Origin of the sequence: Martinezella calliandrae, from assembly GCF_030272695.1 — a bacterium.
GTDB lineage: Bacteria > Pseudomonadota > Alphaproteobacteria > Rhizobiales > Rhizobiaceae > Rhizobium > Rhizobium calliandrae.
The window spans coordinates 41,119-66,324 of record NZ_JARFYN010000004.1 but is presented as its reverse complement, the minus strand read 5'-3'; the positions used below and the strand labels follow the sequence as shown (position 1 = coordinate 66,324).

Below are 25,206 nucleotides of genomic sequence, written 5' to 3'. Positions count from 1 at the left end.
GCCGGCTCGAAAAAAGCCGTTGGGGTACTTATTTACCAATTGTGACAGATAATTTTGGGGTTTCGGTGCGCTGGGTAGGGTTCCCGAACATGAATGAGACGATCGCCACCGGATTGCGTCAGCCCAAGGCGCCGGTTGCCCTGACGGATGGGCGTATCGCGCTTGTGGAGGCAGACGACAGTCGTCGGTGCCTGACGATGATCGCTGCCGGCGGCAGCCGTCGCGAAATCTGTCGGCCCGGCGGCCGGCCATCGGGGCTTGCAGTCGATGGCGACAATTGTTTCTGGGTGGCGGGCGGCCCCGAAAACTCCCTTGTTCGCCTCTCTCCCGAGGGCCGCACTTTGCAGGTGATCGAAGGTGACAAAGACGGCCCGTTTCTCTATCCGAACGACCTGGCCTTTGGTCCTGCCGGCCTGCTCTATATGACCGATTCCGGTGTCCGTATCTCCGACCTGATCGAAGGCTCCGACATCAATCCCGATTTTTTCCAGGCGCCCTATAACGGCCGCGTCTATCAGATCGACCCAGCAGAAGGCCGGGTGCAGCGCGTGCTGGCGACCGGCTTGCTCTATGCCAACGGCATAGCATTTGGGCCGGACGGGCTGCTTTATTACAGCGAGACATTGACCGGGAAAATCTATCGCCAGATCGTAGGTGGACGGCAGGAACTGTTTGCCCAGGTCATGCGGGCGCCTACTACGAAGGCGCTGTGCGGGCCGGCCGGGATGGCCTTCGATCGCAGCGGTATGCTTTATTGCACGATTTACGGACAGGGCGAGATCTGCATGATCGATCCCAAGGGAAAGCTTGCAGGCCGCATCCGCACCGATGGCGCGCGGCCGAGCAATATCGCCTTCACCCTCGACGGCAAATTTGCGCTCATTACCGAGCAGGAAAATGGTGTTGTGGAGAGAATAACGGCGCCGCGCCCAGGATTGCCGCTGCACATGCCATCCATCTGATCCGGAAGTGGTGGACATGCCCGAAAACCGGGCATGTCCTCGTTTGTGTCCGTCTGCCGCTTATTCGGCGGCGGGGATCTGTTTGTTGTCCCTGCCGGACTTGTCGTCCGGCTTGGCATCATCGACGGCGGCCTTGGCATGGCGGCGGCGCCAATCACCGAGGAACAGCAAGATCGGAGCGGCGATGAAGACCGACGAGGCGCCGGCAACGATTATGCCGAACACCATCGGGATCGCGAAACTGGAGACGGCGCTCCCGCCCCAGATCGCCATCGGTACCAGCGCCAGGAAGGCGGTGGCGTTGGTATAGAGGCTTCGCGCCAGGGTCTCGTTGATCGACCTGTCGATGATGTCGCGCAGCGGCATCGACTTGTAGAGCCGCATGTTTTCTCGCATACGGTCATAGACCACGACCTTGTCGTTCACTGAGTAACCGACCAGTGTCAGGATAGCGGCGATGGCCGTCAGGTTGAAATCGAGGCCGGTGATCGCGAAAAAGCCGATCGCCTTGGTGACGTCGAGTACCAGCGTGACGATGGCGCCGACCGCGAACGGCCACTCGAAACGAAACCAGATGTAGAACAGCATCGCCAGGCTGGCGATCAGGACCGACAAGATGCCGGCCCAGGCAAGCTCGCCCGAAACTTTCGGACCGATGACATCCGTGCCTTCAATGGTCGCGGTTGGGTCGATCTTCATGATTTCTGCCTTGAGCTTGGTGACCGCGGCTGTCTGTGCCTCTTCGCCGCCGTCCTGGCGCTGGGCGCGGACAAGGAGGCTGCTGTTGTCGCCGAAGGACTGCAGTGCGATTTCGCCGAGGCCGAGCGTGTTCAGGCCCTCGCGGAATGTAGACAAATCGGCCGCGTCTTTGGTCCTGACCGACATCTGGATGCCGCCGCGGAAATCGACGCCGTAGTTGAGGCCCGGATGAATGAACAGTATCACCGAGGCGATCGACAGAATCGCCGAGACCGCGACGCCAAAGAAGCGGGCCTTCATGAACTGAATGTGCTTGTCATAGGGGCTGAAGGGGATCAGCGGCCTGATGTTGAGCACCTTCAGCTTGCGGCGACGGGTGATGGCGATCATCACGACGCGCACAAAGGCGACGGAGGTGAACATAGAGATAATGAGGCCGAGACCCATAGTCACGGCAAAGCCGCGAACCGGGCCGGAGCCGAAGTAGAACAGGATGGCGGCGGCGATCAGGGCCGTCATGTTGCCATCGATAATCGTCGAATAAGCCTTCTTGAAGCCGTTATCGATGGCGGCGAAGGCGCTGCGGCCCTTGCGGGTTTCTTCGCGGATGCGCTCGTTGATGAGAACGTTGGCATCGACCGCAAGGCCGATACCGAGGACAACGCCGGCGATGCCGGGCAGCGTCAGCGTGGCACCGACAAGCGTCAAGGCCGAGAACGTTAGGATCGTGTGGATGAGAAGTGCAACATTCGCGAGAATCCCCCAGGCGCCGTAGAGCACGAAAATGAAGGCGGCAACCAAGACGAAGCCGATCAGGCCGCTATAGATACCCTTCTGGATCGCGTCGCTGCCGAGGTCGGCGCCAACCGTGCGTTCTTCGATGACCGTCAGCTTGGCGGGCAGCGCACCGGCGCGCAGGAGCGCTGCGAGCGTCGTTGCGCTTTCGGCGGTGAAGTTGCCCGAGATCTGGCCCGAACCGCCGGTGATCGGCTCGCGAATGTTCGGCGCACTCAGCACCTTGTTATCGAGAACGATTGCGAAGGGCTTGCCGACGTTTTCGCGGGTGATTTCTGCGAAGCGGTTGGCACCGGCGCTGTCGAAGCGGAAGGTGACGAGCGGCTCGTGGGTGTTCGGATCGAAGCTGACGCGGGCATCAGTGAGGCGATCGCCGGCGAGCTCGATGCGATCGAGAACCGGATAACTGCGACCCTCTTCATCCTTCAGGATGGTGACGCCGGGGCCGGGATTGTTCGGATCGACATTGTCGGCGAGCAGATGGAAGGACATCTTCGCGGTCGAACCGAGCAGTTCACGCAGACGGGATGGGTCCTGTGCGCCCGGGAGCTGCACGAGGACACGGTTGGGGCCGACGCGCTGAATGGTCGGTTCGGCGACGCCCACCTGGTCGACGCGCTTGCGAATGACTTCCAAGCTCTGCTGAACGGCGGAATCGACGTTGCTGGCAATGCCAGCCGGCGAGAAGGACATCGCAATCGCGCTGCCATTTGCCGTGATCGTCAGATCAGACTGGCCCGCGGAGAGGCCGGACGAGATCGTGTTGGCGAGGGTTCTGAGCTGGGTCACCGCATCATTGCTCTGCGACGGATCGGTCAGCGTTACGATGATCTGTTCGCCATTGCGGACGATCGAACGGGTCAGGATATTCTTGTCACGCAGAACACGGCGCGAGTCTTGCATCAGCGATTGCAGCCGGCCGTTGGTCAGGTCCTTCTCGTCGACTTCTAGGACGAGGTAAGAGCCGCCGCGAAGGTCGAGGCCCAGGGAAACTTGGCTATGCGGCAGCCAGGACGGGACCTTGCTGAGAATCGACGGCGGCAGCGCGTTCGGCAGGGCGATGAGGAGGCCAAGCACGATGATCACTGAATAGAGGACCACCAGCCATGGTGAGGTGCGCATGGGTATTATCCTTGGAAATACGCTAATGCCAGCGGAGCCTGCCGCTGGCGGACGTGGAGTCATGTTGGAGATGCGCCGTTAAGCGCGCGAACCGGTCAGATGAAGGCAGCTGGAGGGGCGCGGGCAAGATAGGCGCGAAAAGCGAGAGACTCGCGCTGTATGGCTTCGCCGCGATCGGGCTGCTGCCACGGATTGCTCAGAAGTCCGAGCGAGGGAAGAGCCGTAAGCGTTGCCGGGCCGATATCATGCCAGGTGGCTTTCGGTGTGACCGTGCGGTCGGCAACGACAATGCCGCGCACTGGATCGCGCAAGGCGAGATAAAGCGGTTGGCTGTCCTTGCCGGAGGAAAAGGCTTCGGCGTCCGCCCGCGAAGCGAGATTGATGCCGCCGCCAAGCGCCAGTCCGATATAGGCGAAAAAAGCGACGAACAGCGAGGCGATCACCCGCGCTCCGGCGCGGCGCGTCATCCTGCTCTCGTTCTCTTCGCTATCGGCGGCGCCGAATTCGAACGGGTCCAATGGTCTAAAAGGCCTTCATTTCTTTGCCGGAGCGGATTCCGACGGTTCGGTTATGATATCAGGACGCTTCGCGTCTTCATAGTGCGGCCTGTCATGATGCACTTGTGCCAGCCGGTCAACCATGCCCAGCGCAATTTCTCGCTCTCCCATGATGACGGTATCAGCGCCATATTGCTTGAGCACGTCGATTTCGGCTTCGGAATGGGCGCGAGCGACGATCAGGGCCGACGAATTGACGGCGCGCACTTGTTCGGCCGCACTGCAGGCCTCGAAGGTGTTCGGAATGGCGATGACCAGGCTACGCGCCGCCGCGACATTAGCGTATGCCAGAACCTCCGCAGAGGCCGCATTACCGTAGATCGCCTCGACTCCCTGCTGCTTGAGTTCGACGATGCGCTTGTCGGAATCCTCGATGACTACGAAAGGCGTACCGGAGGATTTGAGGTTTTCGCCGACAATGCTGCCGACGCGGCCATAGCCGATCAGCACGACATGGCCGGCAAGTGTGGTCGCCCGCAGTCCCTCATGGCCAATGGTCTCGGCCATTGGATCGGCAACGGAAGGTGAGGCTTCGCCCGTCGCCGCCCGCTCCGCTTGCGCAGCTGGTTCTTTGCTAATCGGTGCCTCGGTCTGCCGCTTGGTTTTCAGGATCTTTTGCAGCCAGTCACAGGCGATGAAGACAACTGGGTTGAAAATGATCGAGATAATCGCGCCGCCGAGGATCAGGTCGCGGCCTTCGGCGGGCAGCAGGCCGAGATCGGCGCCGAGTGCGGCGAGGATGAAGGAGAATTCGCCGATTTGCGCCAGGCTGGCGGAAATGGTCAGTGCAGTGTTCACCGGCTTGCCGAAGGCGAGCACAATGAAGAACGCGGCGACCGACTTGCCGATGACGATGATGAACACGGTCGCCAACAGTGGCAGCGGGTTATCGATCAGGATAGTCGGATCGAACAGCATGCCGACCGAGACGAAGAATAGTACGGCAAAGGCATCGCGCAGCGGCAGGCTTTCCTGCGCGGCCCGGTGGCTGAGCTCGCTTTCCGACAGTATCATGCCGGCGAAGAAGGCGCCGAGCGCCAGCGACACGCCGAAGATTTTCGCAGCCCCGAATGCAACTCCGAGCGCAATGGCGAGGACGCCGAGGCGGAAAAGCTCACGCGAGCCGGTATGGGCGATGAAGTGCAGGATCCAGGGAATGATCCGCCGGCCAAAGACAAGCATCAGTCCGACGAAAGCCGCGACCTTGAGCAGCGTCATGGCGATGATGCCGGTGATGCCGAGATCGAGGCCCAACATCCTGTTGAGGCCGGCCGACAATGGCTCGGGCGTGCCGTGACCGGAAATGCTGGCGGCGGCAGGAATGAGGACGAGAACCAGCACCATGGCCAAGTCTTCGACGATGAGCCAGCCGACTGCGATCTTGCCGCGATCGCTCTCGATTAGCCGGCGCTCCTGCAACGCTTTTAACAGGACGACCGTCGAAGCGACGGAGAGCGCGAGGCCAAAGACCAGGTTTCCGCCGAGCGGCCAACCCATCGCGGCGCCGAGCCCCCAACCCAACAGGGTTGCGAAGCCGATCTGAACGATCGCACCGGGAACCGCTATGCCGCGTACAGACAGAAGGTCCCTGAGTGAAAAATGCAGGCCAACGCCGAACATCAACAGGATGACGCCGATTTCAGCGAGTTCCGGCGCCAGGCTCTGGTCGGCGACGAAGCCGGGTGTGTGCGGGCCGGCGAGCACACCGGCAAGAAGATAGCCGACGAGCGGCGGCATCTTGAACCGATTGGCGATGGCGCCGAAGATGAATGCCAGTACGAGGCCAATGACGATCGTCGAAATCAACGGCGTGTCGTGTGGCATTGCAGTCTCCTCGATACTGGAAATCCCGTGCAGTTTATGACATATTTGGCGTATGTTGACCAATATGGGTGGTTTTAAATCGTGAATCAAGGCGCCAACCCAATGATTCTCACGCCTGCGCTCTGCAGGGCGGCGCGTGGGCTGCTTGATTGGACGCAGTCGGACATAGCCGGAAAAGCCGGCGTGTCACGAAGCACGATCCGCGACTATGAGGGCGGCCATCATGATATTCACCGGGCGACCGAGGCGCAATTGCGCCTGGCTTTCGAAGAGGGTGGCGTCGTCTTCGCGGAAATGCCGCAGCTTGGTTGGGGTGTCTACCTGCGCCCGGCTTCACATCACGATTGAGGTTTGGGGGCCAGGCAGTTTGGCGAAAGACGGTAAGCGTAGAGCGTCCTGCCTTTCATGTTGCCGAAATCCGGCGACCAGGTTTTGACGAGTTCCGACCGGCCTGCGGTGCAATCGAACGGTTCGTCGTCGATGTAAAGCACGTCGCCGGTCACATTGGAAGGCAGCGAAAAATTCTGCTCGTAGTAGCTCCTCGGAAAGCCGCCGTAGTTGCGAGCGTAGATATGATAAGGCTTGCCCTTTAGCGTGTAGAACAGATCGGCGAGAATATCACGGTTATCGGCGACGATATCCGGCGTATTCGCCTGGGCGGCGATATCGGCGATCTCCAGGCTGATGGCGCTTCGGCCGACGTAGCGCTGCATCAGCAGATTGCCGTTCGGCAGCTTAATGTCATAGGCAAACACGGTCAGAATCGGCAAAAGGAAGGCAACGACTGAGCCGATAATCAGCGAGATGACCAGGCCCTTTTTCGTCAGCCGGTAAAGCAGCCAAACGGCGAGGATAGTGCCGGCGGCGTAGGCCGTGACCGCCCAGTTGGCATAGGCCTTGGCAAACAGCGCCTGCAGCGTGATCAACGCCACGACCGGGATCGACAGCCAAACGAGCAGTTTTTCCGTGTCGTCGCTTTTGCCGCGGACCATCCGCCAAGCCGCCCAGAGCATGGCATAGAAAATGATGGGTCCGACGACCCCGAATTGCGCCCAGACGAACCCGAGCGCGCCGAGCAGATGCTTCACCAGCCCGCCGCCGTTTCCGTCACCGTTCCAATGGGCGATGCTTTCGGTATGGCGCACCGTTGCCGCATCATGGGCAAAATTCCACCAGAGATTCGGGGCGACGATGACAGCGCCGGCGATGGCGGCGATGACAACGTCGCGCCAGGCTATGCGAGCCGAACGCAGTGTCAGCATTGCGACGGCGACACCCGGCAGCAGGAATAGCACGGAATATTTCGTCAGGAAGGCGATGCCGAGGCTGACGCCGAGGATCAGCGCCTCAATGACGGATGAACGTTTGGTGAGACCAAGAAAAGCCCAGATCGCAATGGTGACGAACAGGATCTGGATCGTATCGGTCGATACCAGTACGGCGGAAAGCGAGGCGGCCGGCAGGGTGATGAAGATGGCCCCGACCCAGGGCTCGATCTCTCGCCCGACGTTCCCCGCAATCAGCCGCCGCGTTGTCCGCATCAGCATGAGCGCGGTGGCAAGATGGAAGAGCGGCGCGGAAACGCGGATCCAGAAGGTCGAGTCCGAACCGGAAATCGCATTGAAGAAGCGGACGACCCAGGCGATCATTGGCGGCTTGGAATAATATCCGAAGTCGAGGTTCTGGCCCCAGAACCAATATTGCGCCTCGTCGACGAACAGATCCGTCCTGTTGAAGATCAACATCACCACGCGCCAAAGCGTGACGCCGAAGACGATTGCAAGGGCAAGCCGCATCGACAGTGCCTGCTGGCTTGTTTCAAAATGGGTCGTATCGGACATCAATAGGGTCGATCTCGGTGCCGGGGTGTCAGGCTTCATACGGAACTATCGAGCCCGACGCTAGCTCTTGCGGAGAGAGAAAGACGGTAAACGCGGCCCGATGCGGCACGCGTAAGCTCTTTTGATGTGGGATTTGCGCGCCGATGGGCGTCTGGCGAGATGCTCAGAGTACGCGGGGAGCGGCCTTGCCGCGGGTCTCTTCGATGAGGCTCAAAAACACGAAGGCAGCGAGCGTCATGCCGGCCATCAGCGAAGCAGTCAAACCAAGAACAATCATTGCTCTCTCCGTGTCGACATCGAAGGTGTCTCTACTTGCCGGATTAGAATATGAAGCTTGCCTGTGACTTGCGGCTACTTGAGCTTTTACTCAAAATCGCCACCGGCAGAAATCGAACCCAAAATAGTTTAAATCAAAACAGAATTGCTGCCTGGACTTATTAACCTTCAAGCAAGGAATTAACCATAAACATTGAAGCTGCACGTCGGAATGGGAAAACTGTCACTCGTTCTCACCAGGCATGAAGCCGCCCCGTCGTACCGGGTCAGATCCGGTATCCATGTCATCAAACGGTCCGAAAACAGACTTTGATGAACGAGCGAGCTTCAGCGTCCCGGTCAATGGACCGGCGGCGACGTGCGCGTTTCCTCGTCTCTTCGTTGCGTCTGAGCCGGATCATCCGTGGTTTTGCCGGCGTGTTTGCGCCCGGCGGTTCGTTGGGGACGATTTTGACGCAGGATTCGCCGTCAGATCAGGCAGGACGGGCGCAGGCGGGCAGCCTTCGCGACCGCTTGCGTTTTGCTGGTCTCGATGCCGAGCAATGCGAAATCGTGCGGCGCAACCGGCCGATGCTCCAAGCGCATCTGAAAGCCGGTCTGCGTGATCTCTTCCACCGTCTCCAGACCTTTCCGGACGCAGCCCGCAATTTTACCAGCGAAAGCCAGCTCGAACGTCTGCATGACTTCCAATCCTCGCATTGGGACGTGCTGACGGACGCTCGTTTCGACAGTCTGTACGCCGAGCGTGTCAAGGTTCTCTCCGATACCGAAAGCAAGATGGGGCTCGATCCGCGCTGGCACGTCGCCGGCCACGGCGTAATTCTGGAGCACGTTCTCGCTGGTATCGTCGAGGAGATGGGCGGCCGCGCCATCCTGCCCGGCGCCAAACGTCGTGCCCGTGAACTGAGCGATTTGACCGCCGCCGTCATTCGCTTGGTGATGGTTGACGTCGAGATCTCCGTGTCACTGCGCTTCAACGAGTTGCGCCTCAACCATCAGCGGGCACTTGCCGAACAACGCAGCGCGGATCATGCCGAGGCGGCTGGTCTTTTTGCCGATGTCACGCGCAGCCTCGCAGAACGCGACCTGACCGTCCGCCTGCCGGCCGACGGCCCTAAGGCCTATGCCGAACTGGCGCAGACGCTGAATGCCGCTTTGGACGACATCCAGCAGCAATTTACAGCTTTGTCCGCCAGCGTGCAGGCGGCGGAATCGACGACGGACGCAATCGCCCGCGATACGCGCTTCCTCGCACAGAATTCCACGCAGCAAGCCCAGGGGCTTGCTGCGTCGGCAAAGCAGCTTGGCGAACTGGCCAATCGGGTTCGCAGCAATGCCGCCAGCACGCGCTCGGCCGAGCGTGCCGCCGCCTCTACCCGCGTTGCGGCCGAAGACAGCGGCCGCGTCGTCGGCCAGGCCATTGCGGCCATGGCCGATATCGAAACCTCGGCGGAGAAGATCGGCCAGATCATTGGCGTCATCGACGAGATCGCCTTCCAGACCAATCTGCTGGCGCTCAACGCCGGTATCGAAGCAGCTCGCGCCGGTGACAGCGGTCGTGGCTTTGCCGTCGTCGCCCAGGAAGTTCGTGCACTCGCTCAGCGCTCCGCCGATGCCGCCCGCGAGATCAAGGTGCTGGTGACGGGCACCAAGGCGCAGGTCGATGCCGGCGTGCAAATGGTCGGCCGTACGCAGGAAGCGATCGGCAGTATCGTCCGCCAGGTGACCGATATCAACGATGCCATTTCCGGCATTGCCGCCGCCACCGACGAACAGGCGGCCGGTCTGCACACAGTAACGACGGATATCGGCAGCTTCGGTGAGCGCGCCGCTGCCACCGAAAACCTCGCCCGTCGCTCGGACGAAGGCACCGATCATCTTCACAGCGTCATCCTCGAACTTGGCCAGACGATCCGTGAATTCCGCCTTGAGCGCGCGCGCCGTCACGCTGTGCCACGCCCGGTGGCTGCAGCGCAACGCTTGCCCATTGCTCGGCGCGACGAAGACGTCGTCCGGCGTGATGCGGGCGATACGGCCGAATTCGATTTTCCGCTTCGCAGGGCCGGGATTGGAGGCGAGCGGAATGTTTACTGACATCTCTGTTTTATGCGCATGCGGGCCGTGGGGCCCGATTTCAGTCAACGAGGAATAAAAGCGATGGCGAGCAGGAAAGGCGAAAAGACAATCAGTCTGGCCGCGGTGCTGGACCTTAACGAGGCCTCGACGCTTCGCAGCAAGTTAATGGGGCTGCGCGGCAGCCATGTTGTGATCGATGCATCAGGCGTCGAGAGGATCGGGGCCTTGTGCATTCAGGTCATCATGGCCGCCGCCAAGACTTGGAATGAAGACAAGCTGTCCTTCACCTTTTCCAAGGTGTCGGATGCATTTCAAAAAACGATGCAGTTGATTGGAGTCGACATCGATCATCTGCTTGCCAAGGAGATCCGGCAATGAAGAAAAAAGTGCTGACCGTGGATGATTCACGGACCATCCGAAACATGCTTCTCGTCACCCTCAACAATGCCGGCTTCGAGACCATTCAGGCCGAAGACGGCGTCGAGGGCCTCGAGGTTTTGGAAGGAGCCAACCCAGACGTGATCGTCACGGACATCAACATGCCGCGCCTTGACGGGTTCGGTTTCATCGAAGGGGTTCGCCGCAACGACAAGTACCGGGCCATTCCGATTCTGGTGCTGACGACCGAAAGCGATGCCGAAAAGAAGAACCGCGCCCGCCAGGCGGGTGCGACGGGCTGGATTGTGAAGCCCTTCGATCCCGCCAAGCTGATCGATGCCATCGAGCGTGTAACCGCTTAAACAGGATCTGTTCCTATGGATATGAACGAAATCAAAGAGATTTTCTTCCAGGAGTGCGAGGAGCAGCTCGCCGAACTGGAATCCGGTCTCCTGAAAATGAATGATGGCGACCGGGATCCGGAAACCGTCAATGCCGTCTTCCGTGCCGTTCATTCCATCAAGGGCGGGGCAGGGGCCTTCGGTCTGGACGACCTTGTCTCCTTTGCCCATGTTTTCGAAACCACGCTCGATTGTGTTCGATCCAACAAATTGGAGCCGACCCAGGATGTCCTGAAGGTCATGCTCAAGGCCGCCGACGTTCTGGCGGACCTGACCAATGCCGCCCGTGACGGCGGCAGCGTCGATCAGGCCCGCAGCAGGGGCCTGGTCAAGGAACTGGAAGCGCTGGCCCACGGCGAATTGCCGTCAGCATCCGCAGCCAGCGAAGCCGCGCCGAAGCCTGTAACGGCCGCAGCGCCTGCACCGGCTCCGGTTAAGGCCGCGCCCGTCCCCACTGATGATAGCGGCTTTCAGCCAATCCCCTTCAGCTTCGACGAAGATTTCGGTAGCGACGAAGTGCCTGTGGCCGTGCCGGAATATGAAGTCAGCTTCAAGCCGCGCTCCGATCTCTATGCCAAGGGCAATGATGCCACGCTGCTGCTGCGCGATCTCTCGCGCGTCGGCGAGATGAGCATCCACTGCAACATGGACGCTCTCCCGGACCTCGATCAGCTCGACCCCGAAGGTGCCTATTTGAAGTGGACGATCTCGATCAAGACGGATAAGGGCGAAGACGCCATCCGCACCGTCTTCGAATTCGCCGAATGGGATTGCGAGCTCGATGTCCGGCTCGTCGAAGCTGCAGGCAATGATGAAGAGTTGCCGATGGTGCCGGTGCCCTTCGACCTCTCCGTTCTCGACGGCGAAGGTATCGAGCCGGCTGCGGAAGCCGCCGAGGAAGCGGTGAAGCCGAACAACGACGCGGCTGCCGCCGTTGCTGCCGCTGAAACCGCCAGCAATGTCACGCAGCTTGCCTCCGCTGCCGCTCGCGTCGAAAAGAAGGAAGCCGCGGCCGCCGCCGCCGCTGCCGCCAGCGCCGCCGCGCAGAACAATGCCGCCGCAGGTGCCGGCCAGACCATCCGCGTCGATCTCGACCGTGTCGACCGACTGATCAACCTTGTCGGCGAACTGGTCATCAACCAGGCCATGCTTTCGCAGAGCGTCATCGAGAATGACAATAACGGCGCATCCTCGATCAATATGGGTCTCGAGGAGCTGCAGCAGCTCACCCGCGAGATTCAGGATAGCGTCATGGCGATCCGCGCGCAGCCGGTGAAGCCGGTCTTCCAGCGCATGTCGCGCATCGTCCGTGAAATTGCCGACATGACCGGCAAGTCGATCCGTCTGGTCACCGAGGGTGAAAACACCGAAGTCGACAAGACGGTCATCGACAAGCTGGCCGAGCCGCTGACCCACATGATCCGAAATGCGGTCGACCACGGCGTCGAAACGCCGGAAAAGCGCACGGCGCTCGGCAAGAACCCGGAAGGTACGGTTCGCCTGACGGCAAAGCATCGGTCGGGCCGCATCCTGATCGAACTCGCCGACGATGGCGCCGGCATCAATCGCGAGAAGGTGCGCCAGAAGGCGATCGACAACGATCTCATTCCTGCCGACGCCAATCTCTCGGACGAGGAAATCGATAACCTTATCTTCCTGCCGGGCTTCTCCACAGCCGACAAGATTTCCGACATTTCCGGCCGCGGTGTCGGCATGGACGTGGTCAAGCGTTCGATCCAGGCACTCGGTGGCCGCATCAACATCAGCTCCAAGCCGGGACAGGGCTCGGTCTTCACCATGAGCCTGCCGCTAACGCTCGCCGTACTCGACGGCATGGTGGTGACGGTTGCCGGCCAGACGCTGGTGGTGCCGTTGACCGCGATTGTCGAGACCCTGCAGCCGGAAGCCGCCGCGATCCATTCCTTCGGCGCCAACCATCGCTTGATCTCGATCCGCAACAGCTTCTGCCCGCTGGTCGATGTCGGCCGCATCCTCAATTTCCGCGCCACGCAGGCCAATCCCGTCGAGGGTGTCGCGCTGCTGGTGGAATCGGAAGGCGGCGGACAGCGCGCCCTGATGGTCGACGCCATCCAGGGTCAGCGGCAGGTCGTGATCAAGAGCCTCGAAGCGAACTACACGCATGTGCCCGGCATCGCAGCCGCGACCATCCTTGGTGACGGGCGCGTTGCTCTCATTCTGGACGTTGACGCCGTGGTCGGCGCCTCGCGCGGCCAGTCGCTGAAGGCCGAAATGTCATACGCAGCAGCAGGTTGAACCTATGTCCTACGCCGTCAAGAATCTGACCCAGGCTGCCCGTGAGCTGATCGCATTCCGCATCGGCGATCAGGAGTTCTGCGTCGACATCATGTCGGTCCGCGAAATTCGCGGTTGGACGCCTGCGACAGCTATGCCGCACGCGCCGGCCCACGTCCTTGGCATCATCAACCTGCGCGGCGCCGTCTTGCCCATCGTCGATCTCTCCGCTCGCCTCGGCATGAAGCGGGCCGAGCCGACCGCGCGCCATGTGATCATCGTGGCGCAGGTCAAGCGCAAGGTTGTCGGACTGCTGGTCGACGCCGTGTCCGATATCCTGACGGTTACTGATGACAACATCCAGCCAACGCCGGAAGTCTCTTCCGACTACGAGCGGCAGTTTGCTCGCGGCATCCTGGCGATCGACCGCCGCATGATCTGCCTAATCGAACTCGAAACCCTGTTCCCGGACAGCGAAAGCGAAGCTGCATGAGTATGATGGGAGCGATAGATCTCAAGGCGTCACCGGACGAGGTGCTGGCCAGCGGCGAATACCCACTGACACGGCGCGATCTCTGCGAAATTGCGGCCATGATCTATTCGGACGCCGGAATTTCTCTCAACGAGACCAAGGCCTCGCTGGTTTATTCGCGGCTGTCGAAGCATATTCGAGCGTTGGGTTTGGCTGGCTTCCGCGACTACTGCACGCTGGTCTCCTCGCCGGCGGGAGCGGGGGCGCGGCGCGAGATGTTGTCGCATCTGACGACGAATTTCACCCGCTTCTTCCGCGAGAACCACCATTTCGATCATCTGCGCGATGAGGTTCTGCCAAACCTCCTGGCTCGCGCCAAAAGCGGTGGCCGCGTCCGCATCTGGTCTGCGGCCTGTTCCGACGGGCAAGAGCCCTATTCGATCGCGCTGACGGTTCTGTCGTTGCTGTCGAACGCCGCGGATTTCGATTTCAAGATTTTGGCGACCGATATCGATCCGAAGATCCTGGGCCTTGCGCGTACGGGAGCCTATGATGAGACTTCGCTCGAAACGGTTTCGCCCGCCATGCGCAAGCAATGGTTTCAGGAAGTCGAAATCCAGGGGCGCCGCAAATTCCAGATCGATGATCGTGTCAAGCGGCTGATCACCTTCAACGAGCTGAACCTGATGGCGCAATGGCCGTTCAAGGGCATCTTCGACGTCATCTTCTGTCGCAATGTCGTCATCTATTTCGACGAACCGACGCAGACGAAGATCTGGTCGCGTTTTGCCGGTCTGCTGCCGGAAAACGGCCATCTTTATATTGGCCATTCCGAGCGCGTCTCCGGCGAGGCCAAGCACCTCTTCGACAATATAGGCATCACCACCTATCGCCGTGTTGCGAACTCAATCGGGAGGAAAGCATGACCGCGCCCGCTCGCGTTCTTGTTGTCGACGACTCCGCGACCATGCGCGGCTTGATAACCGCTGTCCTGCGCTCCGATCCGGAAGTGGACGTCATCGGCCAGGCCGGCGATGCCATGGAAGCGCGCGCTGCTATCAAGGCTCTCAATCCCGACGTGGTGACGCTCGATATCGAGATGCCGAACATGAACGGCCTCGATTTTCTCGAGAAGATCATGACGCTGCGGCCCATGCCGGTCATCATGGTCTCGACCATGACGCATCGCGGCGCCGAGGCGACGCTGGCGGCCCTTGAAATCGGGGCGTTCGATTGCGTCGGCAAACCGGCTCCCGGCGAGCCGCGGCCCTTCGGCGACCTTGCGGAGAAGGTGAAGGCTGCGGCTCGTTCGCAGCGGCAATATAGCAAGCCGGCCGCCAATCATACTCCGCCGCTTGCGGTCGCAGATTTCCGCGTCGGCCGCAAGATCGTGGCGATCGGTTCGTCCACCGGCGGCGTCGAAGCATTGATCGCGGTCCTGCAGAAGTTCCCGGCCAACTGCCCGCCGACGGTCATCACCCAGCACATGCCGCCGAGCTTCACCCGCAGTTTTGCCGAACGGCTCAACCGTCTCTGCGCGCCGGTCGTTCAGGAAGCGACGGATGGCGCGCGGCTGGAGATCGGCAAGATCTATCTGGCACCTGGCGGCGAGCGGCATCTGCAGATCGCCAACGTGTCGGCGCCGCATTGCCGTCTGATCGAGCGCGGGCCGGTCAACGGTCATCGCCCCTCCGTCGACGTGCTCTTCGATTCGGTCGCCGAGCTCGCCGGCCGCAACGCCGTTGGCGTTATCCTGACCGGCATGGGGCGCGACGGCGCCGCCGGTCTTCTGAAGATGCGCCATGCTGGCGCGCGGACCATCGGCCAGAACGAAAAGACCTGCGTGGTCTACGGCATGCCGAGGGTCGCATTCGAACTCGGTGCAGTCGAACAGCAGTTTCCGCTGAACGCCATTGGCGAGGAAATATTGAAAGTAACAGCCGCCCGTAAGGAAGGAAGCGAATAATGTCCCTAGCGGAGAAAATCAAAGTCCTGATCGTCGATGACCAGGTCACCAGCCGTCTTTTGTTGAGCGATGCGCTCACGCAATTGGGCTTTAAACAGATTACTGCTGCCGGTGATGGCGAGCAGGGCATGAAGATCATGGAGCAGCAGCCGCATCATCTGGTGATCTCCGACTTCAACATGCCGAAGATGGATGGCCTTGGCCTGCTGCAGGCCGTACGCACCAATCCGACGACGAAGAAAGCCGCCTTTATCATTTTGACCGCCCAGGGTGACCGTGCGCTGGTGACGAAGGCTGCCCAGCTCGGCGCCAACAACGTTCTCGCCAAGCCCTTCACCATTGAAAAGATGAAAGCGGCGATCGAGGCCGTGTTCGGAGCGTTGAAATGATCGTCGAGGGTGCTGCCCGTCGCGTTCACATCATTCAGGGTGAGTACAGAGTCATCAACGACCCGGAAGTGGTGCTGTCGACTATTCTCGGCTCGTGTGTGGCAGCATGCCTGCGCGATCCGATCGCTGGCGTCGGCGGCATGAACCACTTTCTCCTGCCGGGAACGGCTGCTTCGCCGATGAGCGGCGGTGACGCGACGCGCTATGGCGTGCATCTGATGGAGTTGCTCATCAACGGTCTCTTGAAGCAGGGCGCGCGCCGTGATCGGCTGGAGGCGAAGGTTTTTGGCGGTGCAAAGACGATTGCCACCTTCTCCAATGTGGGTGAGCAGAATGCTGCCTTCGCCATGCAATTCCTGAGAGATGAAGGTATTCCCGTCGTCGGCTCCAGCACGGGCGGCGAGCATGGACGCAAGATCGAATACTGGCCGATCTCCGGCCGTGCCCGGCAATATCCGCTGACCGGCGCCGAGACACAGAAGACCGTGGCTCTGGAACAGCGCCCCGTTGCCGCCCCCAAGCCGATCGACAATACGATCGAATTTTTCTGATCAACGAGGACTACCCGATGACCACCAGCCCGCGTGCCGAAGCATCCGCTATGCAGGAGGCACTCCCCGCCATCCTTATGCGTATCGTCTCGGAATTGCACGATGTCGCGTACCTGATCGAACGCATCGAGCCGCAACTGCTCGATCTCGGCGGCGTCAACGTGCTGGAATCGCCTGACTCGATGAAGGTCATGCAGGGCATCGATCTGGCCGTGCAGAAGACGCGCGGCATCGCCGAGTTCATCGATACCATTACCGGCGATATCCCGGATGGCTGGATGGTCGATGTTGCAACGGCGCTGAGCTTGGTCAAGTTGTCGGAAATGCAGAAGGCGCTTAGCGGCGGTGGTCGCCACGGACACTCTCAGCCCTTGGCCAAGGCCGCCGGCGATTTCGATTTCTTCTGATAGGAAGCGCCGCCGCTTAATATTGTTTTTCCTATATTATCTCGCATAAATTCCTCGACTCTATTGATTTTCCTGCCCAGACGAAACGCTCGCACAAGTTTCGATTTCTATCTTCGCTGCAGGGCACAAAGCCATCAGGTCTTTGACGAATCGTGCGAGAACAGAATGAATCTGTTAAATCAATTAGTTCCCTTGTTCAGGAATCTGCAGAACCTGGGGAGGACGCGCCTGCTGATCATGGCCGGCGTCGGTGTCGTCTCCATGGCGCTCATCCTGTTTGCGGCCCTTTACGTCAACAAGCCTGCCCAGGAGACGCTTTATGTTGGCCTCGATGCAACCGATTTGAATCAGATCAGCATTGCGCTTGCCGAAGCCAACATCAATTTCCAGGTAGGCTCGGACGGCACCAGCCTGACCGTGCCGGCGGGCATGACTGGCAAGGCGCGTCTGCTTCTCGCCGAACGCGGCCTGCCGAACAGCACCAATGCCGGCTATGAACTCTTTGACAATGTCGGGTCGCTGGGCCTGACCTCCTTCATGCAGGAAGTGACCCGCGTCCGCGCGCTGGAAGGCGAAATCGCTCGGACGATCACGTCGATCTCGGGTATCAGCGCGGCACGCGTCCACATCGTCATGCAGAATGTCGGCAACTTCCGAAAAGCGGATCAAAAGCCGACAGCCTCGGTCATGATCCGAGCGAATGCGGAAGCGGCGCGCAAATCAGCCCAGGCCATCCGCCATCTGGTCGCCTCCGCCGTTCCCGGCCTGGAGGTCGAGGACGTTACGATTCTCGATTCCACCGGACAGTTGCTTGCTTCGGGTGACGATCCGAGCAATGGCGCGCTGAACCGCAATCTCGGTATCGTGCAGAACGTTCAGGATACGGTCGAATCGAATATCGACAAGGCGCTTGCGCCATTCCTCGGCATGGACAATTTCCGCTCCAGCGTGACGGCGCTGCTCAACACCGACAGCCAGCAGGTGCAGGAAACCACCTACGACCCGGATTCGAAGGTCGAACGTTCGGTGCGCACCACCAAGGAAGCGCAGAAATCGCAGCAGCGCCAGTCGGATACGGCGGCGACCGTCGAACAGAACATTCCGCAGGCGGCCCCGCAGGCCGGTGGTAACGGACCGACATCGAACGACCAGTCCGACAAGCGAGAAGAGCAAACCAACTACGAAATCAACAGCAAGACGACAGCTACGACCCGCAACAGCTACAGGGTCGAGAAGCTTTCTGTTGCCGTGGTGGTCAACAAGGGCCGCATTGCCCAGATGGTCGGCCAGCCGGCCGATCAAGCAAAGATCGACGCCTATATTGCTGAGATGCAGAAGATCGTCTCGACCGCTGCCGGCCTCGACCCCAACCGTGGCGACGTGGTGACTGTCACTGCGATGGATTTCCTCGACAACCAACTGCTCGACGACAGCTCTTCGGGCTTCAGCATCATGGATATGCTGAGCCGCAATATGGCCGGCATCATCAATTCGGCTGCTTTCGTCGCGGTTGCCTTCCTCATCGTCTGGATGGGCTTCCGCCCGCTTATCCGCTCGCTCGGTGGCGATACAGCCGGTGCTGCGGCCCTGCCGGAGGCGGCAGGCCTGGAGTTGCCGGATTTCGCGCCGACCGTCGGCGGACCGGGCGCCGCGTTGATGGACGGCTTCGGCTCGGATTTCGGCTTCGACAGCACCGACGACCTGCTGACGATGGGCGAAGACGGCGGCACCTTCAATCGCCGCGTTAAGGAAGGGCCGGAACGTCGCCTCTCGCGCATGGTGGAAATCAGCGAAGAGCGGGCAGCAAAGATCCTCAGAAAGTGGGCCGTCGACAGCGCCGCCTGATAGCGAGACCGGGAGATATTCCCGGTCTTTCACGTCACTAGAGCGCGCAGACGAATTGTATCAATCTTGGGTTTCAGAAAATGTTCTCTGCAAGGCAGCATAACAAAATGAGCTTGTCAGACGCGTTGGTGATATCCAGTCCGATCGGAAATTTCGTTGCTGGGTAGAAAGAATCGATTACAATCATCATACATATTCGGCGCAGCGTCTAGGCGGCGCGAATCAGATCATGAAATCCGTCTTTGGTAAATTCAAAGAATTTGGAGATGCCCGTACACTGAAATATCAGTCTATGATTAGTTGATTGCAGTTGCGGTGATTCGCGCCAATGCGATTGCCGAAACGGAACTAAAATTAGCACCGCGCCCGCATCCGCCCGGATGCATACCAGGCGCAGTAAAAAGTTGAGTTGGCGCAGACACCCAACTGAAAACCAATGTCGGTTTCGGGGCTATGCGCTAGGTCCAGACCGAGCAATGCTCTCGTTGGCGTATGATCGTCTAACAGCGGGCGGGAAATGCAAAAAATGGACATGCAGATATTGCAGGGGAGCAAAGGCGACAAGGATGCGCGATTGGCCGCGTCCGTCACGGCCGTGTCGCGCGATCAGCTTATTCAGCAGCTGAGCGCCATTGCCGGCCCGGCCTATCTTCAGTCGGGCCTGCGTGCGTTGACGGGCTATGTCGGCGCTTCCCATTATCTCCTGGCCCGCTGCGATCTGATCCAGGAAAGCGGGCTCGATTTCGTCGTGTCCTCCGACTGGCCTTTCGATCTCGTCCGGCGCCTCGCGTCCGAGCTCACGAGCGGCTACGGCCGCACCGGCGAGCTGGAAAAATGCATGTCGCTGTTTCAGCCGAATTTTGCGCTCCTGCCCGAAGATGTCGAGCTGCCGGAAGGCGTCAGCCGCCAATATTGCTCGTTGACCTTCAATGTCGGGCGCACGCGATTTTCGCTGATGCTGCTGGCCTCTGATGGTCTGTTGTTGTCGCCGGAGCGCTTACGCGATGTGGGACTGCTGTCGGGTTACTTTGCCAGCTTCACGCGCTGCGTGGAGGGTAAGTCCGACCGTGACTTCGATCTCACTGAGCGCGAGCTGGAATGCCTGTTCTGGATCGCGGAAGGTAAGACGAGCGATGAAATTGCCATGATTCTCGGCATCTCACGCAATACCATCAACAACTATATCACTAGCGTCATGCGGAAGACCGCGACGAAGACGCGATCGGAAGCGATCGCCTTTGCTGTCAGAAACAATCTCGTTTGAAGGCCCAATGAATGCGATATCAGCCGGTTAGGACGACGGACGCGCCGAGTGAACCAAGGCTTGGCCGTTCGCATCGGGTGTCCAGTCGCTCCGATCTCTTCCCGAAGCTGGTGTCGATGCAGAAGCTGATCGACGCGCAGAATTTCGCGGTTTATCGCGTCAGCGGCTCCGGCCTGCCGAGCAAGCAGCGTCTGGTCTGCGAGCTGGAAAACTGGGGTTCGACCAATCCCGGCCTTAACAAGGCGTTCGTCGAAGCCTATAGCGAGGCGATGATCGAGCATATCGAAAAATCACTGCTGCCGCTGATGTGGAACGGCCGTGACAGCGACAGCACCGCCGAGACACTGGATTTTGCCTCGTTCACCCAGCGCTTGAAACCACATCTTCTGCCTTTTGCAGGTGTGGCCTTTCCGGTGCGCCTTGGATCCGTCGGCAACGGCTATGTCGTGTTCGCTGCGAAATTCATGGACCTGGCGAGCGACTTGATCGTAGAGTTGCATGGCCGTAGCTGCCAGATCATGATGGACCTCCTGTCGCTCGACGAACGCCGATCGCCGGCGGCCGAGGCTCTGAGCGAACGCGAGATCGCCTGCCTGCAGCTTGCAGGCGATGGCCGGATCAGCGAGGAAATCGCCGAAAAGCTCGGGCTGTCGGTGCACACCGTCAACGCCTATCTTGGCTCGGCCACGATCAAGCTCGACAGCGTCAATCGCATCCAGGCGATCGCAAAAGCCATCCGCTTCGGCTACATCAGCTAAAGCGCATCGCAATCTCTGAGATTCGCTACCTGCGCTTTAGCTGCGTAGTTGTCGCGATATGCTCTAACTCCGGGGCTTCTCAGCGAACTTTCATCATGAAATTGGGAATGGATAGCCTTCCTCAGGCTGCCTGCGTCGTTCCGCTGACCGCATAGCGAGCATCTCGCAGGCTGCGGGCGAGAAGCGCTGTGTTTTCGTCCGGATCGGCCAAGGCCTTCTCGAAGGCGATATGGTTGATCTCGATCCCGGCATGATGTTCGGCAAGCGCAAGCTTAGCGTAGACAGTGACGCCGCGCGGCTTGATTTCGAGGTCGATGGTGATTTCAGCCGGTCCGCCCCATTCAAGCTTGTAGTCACCGCCGAGACCGAAATTGACCGTACCGGGATGGAAATAAAGCTCGGCTGCCGAGGCCACCAGGTCGGCGAGATTGCCGTAACGTTCAAAGCGCAGCAGCGAAATCAGATCGGCTGCATCGAGGAGCCGCAGTTCGCTGGCGACGGGGCTGATGGCCTCGGCGAGAATTTGTTCACGTTGGGCAGAGTAGGGACATTTTTTCATTCGATTTATCGTACCCGTTTTCTATTCGACTGCGCGGCATAGATCCGATGAATCAGTTCTGCGACGGCTTTGTAAAATACTGACGGGATGACACTATCTACCGAGACTTGCGCAAACATGGAGCGCGCAAGTGGCGGGTCTTCGAAGACGGGGATGCCGTTTGCCTCGGCGATCTCCCTTATTTTAAGCGCAATGAGGTCTTGCCCCTTGGCGACGACGATAGGCGCGTCGTTTTCCTCTCTGACATAACGCAATGCCACGGCGAAGTGGGTCGGATTTGCGATGACCAATGTGGCGCGCGGCACCTGCTTCATCATGCGACGGCGCGCACGGTCGCGGGCGACAGAGCGCTGGCGTGATTTGACGATCGGGTCGCCCTGAGCCTGCTTAAACTCGTCCTTGACTTCCTGCTTGGTCATTTTCAATTGGTCGACCCAATGATACCGGGTCCACAGCACGTCGGCGATGCCGACGACGGCGGTTGCCAGCAGGACGATGGTCAAAATTCTTTGGACGATGGTCGACAGCCGCGCGAAGATCGTCTCAGGATCGGAAACCAGCGAATCGATCGCATGGAAGAACTGGCTTCGCAGCACAAAGAACATGATGAGTCCGACTACGAAGATCTTGGCAAGCGACTTGCCGAATTCGACGAGCCCTGACGTGCTGAAGAGACGTTTCCAACCCGAAACCGGCGATATGCGGGAAAACTGCGGCTGGATGCGGTCGAGAACGGGTGTCGGGAGGTTCTGGAACAGCGAGGAGCCAACGCCGAAGACGAAAAACAGTGTAACGGCGGGCAAAAGCAGATTACCGACTTCCCAACCAATGCGGACGAACAGGGAAATGACGTCCGACCCAGTTTCAAGTTGCCACTGATCGGGCTTTTCGAAGAGGTCGCGCAGCACTTCGCCCATGCGCCCTACCCGTGCCGGCAAGAAGAACGTGACGTAGATGACAGTCGCAAGCATCGACGCGAAGATCGTTGCTTCCCTGGAGTGGGGTACATTGCCCTTCTCCATCGTGTCGCGGAGTTTTTTCTCCGTCGGTTTTTCTGTTTTACTGTCCTTGTCTTCGTCAGCCAAAGCAGCCGTCCTTCATGAAACGGAAAGAGGCCGCGCATCATGCACGGCCTTGTTTGCAGCAGTCTAAGACGATTTAGGTGAGTCGCGCCGAGGTCACGCGGCTTCCTCCACAGGTGTCTTCGCTTTTGCCTTGAGTTCGATCTGGCCGGAGTTGGAAAGCCGAATTGCTTCCTGGGCGATGGCGCGCCGCGCGATGGCGATTTCGCGCGGGTTGATGCCGGTATTGCCCATCTGCAAATCGGATTCGATCATGCGGCGCTGGCGCGGGCTGATCGAACTGAGCACGATCTCGCGGATCTCCGCCGACGAGCCGCGCAGCGCCATGGTGAGGATGTCGGCTGCAATGTCGTTGAGTAGCAGGACACGGCTCGGCTGCGGCATGAGCGTGAGGTCGTCGAAGAGGAATATTTTCGGACGCACCTTGTCGACCGATTCCTTGTTGAGCGTTTCCAGCGATGTCAGCAGCGTGTCGACCTGCGGCTTGTCCAACTCGTTCATCAGTTCCGCCACCTTGGTCGAGCCGGAAGCGTTGCGTTCCGCTTCAATTTCCGCCATCAGCGCTAGTACGCGATTTTCGATGATTTGTGCCGCTTTCGGGCTGACGTCCTTGAGATTGACCGTGCGGTTCATGATGTCGGCCCGCTGCGCTTCCGGCAACTGCAGCAGAAGCTTGGCGCCGAAAGAGGACGGCATCATCGATAACACGTAGGCTATCGTTTGCGGATGTTCGCGCAGGAAGAACTTGGCCACGAATGCGGGATCCGCCTCGCCGAGGCGATCCCAGATCGAGGTTTCGTAAGCCTGGAAGGCCGTGCGCCGGCCAAGAAGGCTGTCGACCTCGTCGGGCGTCAGGCCTTCTTCGAGGATGCTCTCGATCGCCTTGGCGTTGTCCATCAGACCGGCGCCTTCGGTAAAGAGATCCTCGAATTCCGCCACGAGCTGCGCCAGTTCGTCCGGCGGAATGAGTCTCAGCGATTGCGCAGACGCGATGATGAGCTGCAATTCATGCTGCGTGAAATATTTCAGCAGCCGTCCCGCCACCTGCTTGCCCATGGCAAGGAGAACGGCTGCGGCCTTTTCAGCCTGAGTTAACGGTTTCTCGGCGATAGCACCGCTGAAATCGTCAAAGTCCATCATGGTCTTCGTCTCCGTCCCAAACAGGGAGTGGGCTTATTCTGAACAGGGGTTCAGGCTTTTTTCGCACTCGATACTTCGATGAGCTTGATACCGAACCGGGTGTCGTCATGTTCCAGCACGGTAATTTCGCCCCGGCCGATCCTGCGGCCGTTGACGGTGATTTCGACGGGCTCGCCGATCTTCTTGTCGAGGGCGATAATCGCGCCTTCGGTCAGGTTCATCAGGCCGGAGACCTGCATGCGGCTGCTGCCAAGCACGATCTGAACATCGATCGGAATGTCCATGATCAGGTCGAGATTTGCGGTCAATGCGCTGCCGGGAGCCGACGGTTCGGCAAATGAGGAACCGCCGAAATCGCCACCGCCAAAAGCGGAGCCTGCGTTGTCGTCGCCGAAATCACCCCCAAAGGCCGGAAGATCCGTGCCTGGCTCCGCGCCGAAATCGGGTATGCCACCGTCGCTGTCTTTCTTAAGCACGCCGCGCAGGCCGTCGATGGCCTCGTCCAATGCGGCGTCACTGTTTTCAACTTCCAGCGAATCCTCGCTGCTTTTCTGTGTCGTCTTCCTAGCCATGAAATCACTATTCCAGTTGAAACTTGCCTCAAGCTGCCCGTGGGTGCGCTGCAGCACCCGCCAGCCGATCAATTCATCAGGTGTCGCAAAAGCTCGTCGTCAGAGTTCACATTGTCCTTGACGCGCACCGTGTAATTTTCGCCCGAACGGCCGAATTCGCAGATGTACAGGTCCTTGCTGTTGGCGCTGACCTCGACGCGGACATCGCCCGTGTCCATGAAGGGAATGACGTCGCCGACGGCGAGCTTGGAAATCGTATTCAGCGTCAGTGATTGCAGACGGATGCGGGCCTCGAGCGTCACCTGCGAGCGGCGCACCTGTTCGCTGAGCTGTTCCGTCCATGCTTCCGATGCTGCCGACAGGTTCTTCGTCCGCGGTGCGCTGACCACGGTCCGCAACAGCACCTGTTGAGGTATGATGACGATGATTTCCGAGACGGTCTTGCCAAGCGATATCGTCATCATGACGGCCGCGGCGAATTCGTCGGTATGGCCCGCAGCCGGCTTCGCGCGGTTCTCGATATTGTGCGGTGGTTCCAGTTGGGGCTCGAAGCCGCCGGACGCGTTGACGGCCGAGCGCAATACGTTGGCGATCTTGTCGAACACCATGACGGCGAGATCGAGCTCGATGACCGAAAGCGGCCTCGGAACGGGAGCCTCGATGGTCTCCGGCAGAGCACCCAGCATGTGCTCCATCAGCGCCATGATGAAGCCCGAGCGGCAGCCGAGAACGAACCTTGGTGACCAGTTGCGCAGAGAACCGTACACAAGGGCGCAATTGTCGCCGAGGCCGGCGATGAGATCGTCCATCAGCCCCGACTGGCAGCCTGAATAGGCAACGGTCACATCGAGGCCAGTCTCGCTCTTGATGATGTCGGGCAGGAATTCGCTGTAGACCTGGCCGAAGGCGGCGGTGAGCTTTCCAACGGTTGCCTGGTCTCCGAGGCCGCCGGTCAGCTTGGCGAAGAGGGCGCGATCCATCGTTTGTACCTTGGCTGCTGATTGCTGGCTCATGATC

Annotated in this window: 24 protein-coding genes; 15 read left to right on the top strand and 9 right to left on the bottom strand. The window is 59.9% G+C overall.

Translation table 11 applies throughout. The features are described 5' to 3' along the window. Positions 1-89: 89 nt before the first annotated feature. Positions 90-962, top strand: coding sequence for an SMP-30/gluconolactonase/LRE family protein (locus PY650_RS04315; RefSeq protein ID WP_285877824.1), 873 nt, complete (start codon positions 90-92; stop codon positions 960-962). Positions 963-1,022: 60 nt separating this feature from the next. Here PY650_RS04315 and secD read toward each other — a convergent pair whose 3' ends face one another. The 3 genes from secD to PY650_RS04300 form a co-directional block, all read right to left on the bottom strand. Then, complete coding sequence (gene secD / locus PY650_RS04310) at positions 1,023-3,578, bottom strand: protein translocase subunit SecD (RefSeq protein WP_285877823.1); 2,556 nt, start codon at positions 3,576-3,578, stop codon at positions 1,023-1,025. 95 nt (positions 3,579-3,673) lie between these two features. Continuing rightward, positions 3,674-4,045 carry a hypothetical protein gene (locus PY650_RS04305; RefSeq protein WP_285877822.1) on the bottom strand — a complete coding sequence of 124 codons (372 nt, stop codon included), beginning with the start codon at positions 4,043-4,045 and terminating at the stop codon, positions 3,674-3,676. Positions 4,046-4,111: 66 nt separating this feature from the next. Further along, complete coding sequence (locus PY650_RS04300; protein ID WP_285877821.1) at positions 4,112-5,959, bottom strand: cation:proton antiporter domain-containing protein; 1,848 nt, start codon at positions 5,957-5,959, stop codon at positions 4,112-4,114. 81 nt (positions 5,960-6,040) lie between these two features. On the opposite strand from PY650_RS04300, the gene PY650_RS04295 reads away from it, so the two are divergent. After that, on the top strand, positions 6,041-6,307 hold the full coding sequence (locus tag PY650_RS04295; RefSeq protein WP_285877820.1) for a helix-turn-helix domain-containing protein: 267 nt from the start codon (positions 6,041-6,043) through the stop codon (positions 6,305-6,307). On the opposite strand, the gene PY650_RS04290 is transcribed toward PY650_RS04295, so the two are convergent. Continuing rightward, entirely contained in the window at positions 6,298-7,761 is a 1,464-nt protein-coding gene (locus tag PY650_RS04290; protein WP_285877946.1) for an ArnT family glycosyltransferase, read from the bottom strand. The genes PY650_RS04295 and PY650_RS04290 overlap by 10 nt on opposite strands. A 765-nt stretch (positions 7,762-8,526) precedes the next feature. Between PY650_RS04290 and PY650_RS04285 the strand changes: the two genes are divergently transcribed. From PY650_RS04285 to visR, 13 genes are all read left to right on the top strand, one after another. Further along, complete coding sequence (locus tag PY650_RS04285) at positions 8,527-10,170, top strand: globin-coupled sensor protein (RefSeq protein ID WP_285877819.1); 1,644 nt, start codon at positions 8,527-8,529, stop codon at positions 10,168-10,170. A 63-nt stretch (positions 10,171-10,233) separates the two neighbouring features. Then, complete coding sequence (locus PY650_RS04280) at positions 10,234-10,530, top strand: STAS domain-containing protein (protein WP_285877945.1); 297 nt, start codon at positions 10,234-10,236, stop codon at positions 10,528-10,530. Continuing rightward, a complete protein-coding gene (gene cheY1, locus PY650_RS04275; RefSeq protein WP_285877818.1) occupies positions 10,527-10,892 on the top strand; it encodes a chemotaxis response regulator CheY1 in 366 nt (121 codons plus the stop codon). Before PY650_RS04280 ends, cheY1 begins: the two co-directional genes overlap by 4 nt. Before the next feature lie 15 nt (positions 10,893-10,907). Next, a complete protein-coding gene (locus PY650_RS04270; protein ID WP_285877817.1) occupies positions 10,908-13,205 on the top strand; it encodes a chemotaxis protein CheA in 2,298 nt (765 codons plus the stop codon). A gap of 4 nt (positions 13,206-13,209) precedes the next feature. Further along, positions 13,210-13,677, top strand: a complete 468-nt coding sequence (locus tag PY650_RS04265; protein ID WP_285877816.1) for a chemotaxis protein CheW — start codon at positions 13,210-13,212, stop codon at positions 13,675-13,677. Then, positions 13,674-14,582, top strand: coding sequence for a protein-glutamate O-methyltransferase CheR (cheR, locus tag PY650_RS04260; RefSeq protein ID WP_285877815.1), 909 nt, complete (start codon positions 13,674-13,676; stop codon positions 14,580-14,582). The genes PY650_RS04265 and cheR overlap by 4 nt, the downstream gene beginning before the upstream one ends. Beyond that, positions 14,579-15,622, top strand: a complete 1,044-nt coding sequence (gene cheB / locus PY650_RS04255) for a protein-glutamate O-methylesterase CheB (RefSeq protein ID WP_285877814.1) — start codon at positions 14,579-14,581, stop codon at positions 15,620-15,622. Before cheR ends, cheB begins: the two co-directional genes overlap by 4 nt. After that, a complete protein-coding gene (locus PY650_RS04250) occupies positions 15,622-16,011 on the top strand; it encodes a response regulator (protein WP_285870627.1) in 390 nt (129 codons plus the stop codon). The genes cheB and PY650_RS04250 overlap by 1 nt, the downstream gene beginning before the upstream one ends. Then, entirely contained in the window at positions 16,008-16,562 is a 555-nt protein-coding gene (cheD, locus tag PY650_RS04245) for a chemoreceptor glutamine deamidase CheD (protein ID WP_285877813.1), read from the top strand. The genes PY650_RS04250 and cheD overlap by 4 nt, the downstream gene beginning before the upstream one ends. Positions 16,563-16,579: 17 nt before the next feature. Further along, complete coding sequence (gene cheT / locus PY650_RS04240) at positions 16,580-16,969, top strand: chemotaxis protein CheT (protein ID WP_285877812.1); 390 nt, start codon at positions 16,580-16,582, stop codon at positions 16,967-16,969. A gap of 165 nt (positions 16,970-17,134) precedes the next feature. Continuing rightward, complete coding sequence (gene fliF, locus PY650_RS04235; RefSeq protein WP_285877811.1) at positions 17,135-18,814, top strand: flagellar basal-body MS-ring/collar protein FliF; 1,680 nt, start codon at positions 17,135-17,137, stop codon at positions 18,812-18,814. A gap of 526 nt (positions 18,815-19,340) precedes the next feature. Next, positions 19,341-20,078 carry a transcriptional regulator VisN gene (gene visN / locus PY650_RS04230; RefSeq protein WP_285877810.1) on the top strand — a complete coding sequence of 246 codons (738 nt, stop codon included), beginning with the start codon at positions 19,341-19,343 and terminating at the stop codon, positions 20,076-20,078. Between the two features lie 11 nt (positions 20,079-20,089). Continuing rightward, a complete protein-coding gene (visR, locus tag PY650_RS04225) occupies positions 20,090-20,836 on the top strand; it encodes a transcriptional regulator VisR (RefSeq protein ID WP_285877809.1) in 747 nt (248 codons plus the stop codon). A 121-nt stretch (positions 20,837-20,957) separates the two neighbouring features. Here visR and PY650_RS04220 read toward each other — a convergent pair whose 3' ends face one another. The 5 genes from PY650_RS04220 to PY650_RS04200 form a co-directional block, all read right to left on the bottom strand. After that, a complete protein-coding gene (locus PY650_RS04220) occupies positions 20,958-21,395 on the bottom strand; it encodes a BspJ family T4SS effector nucleomodulin (protein WP_285877808.1) in 438 nt (145 codons plus the stop codon). Between the two features lie 5 nt (positions 21,396-21,400). Then, positions 21,401-22,480 (bottom strand): flagellar biosynthesis protein FlhB, encoded by a 1,080-nt coding sequence (flhB, locus tag PY650_RS04215; protein ID WP_285877807.1) that lies wholly within the window; start codon positions 22,478-22,480, stop codon positions 21,401-21,403. Positions 22,481-22,573: 93 nt separating this feature from the next. After that, positions 22,574-23,617, bottom strand: a complete 1,044-nt coding sequence (gene fliG / locus PY650_RS04210) for a flagellar motor switch protein FliG (protein WP_285877806.1) — start codon at positions 23,615-23,617, stop codon at positions 22,574-22,576. 50 nt (positions 23,618-23,667) lie between these two features. Further along, the gene (fliN, locus tag PY650_RS04205; protein WP_285877805.1) at positions 23,668-24,189 is read right to left on the bottom strand and encodes a flagellar motor switch protein FliN; all 522 of its coding nucleotides are present in this window, start codon (positions 24,187-24,189) and stop codon (positions 23,668-23,670) included. A gap of 68 nt (positions 24,190-24,257) precedes the next feature. Continuing rightward, complete coding sequence (locus PY650_RS04200; RefSeq protein WP_285877804.1) at positions 24,258-25,202, bottom strand: FliM/FliN family flagellar motor switch protein; 945 nt, start codon at positions 25,200-25,202, stop codon at positions 24,258-24,260. Positions 25,203-25,206: the final 4 nt, after the last annotated feature.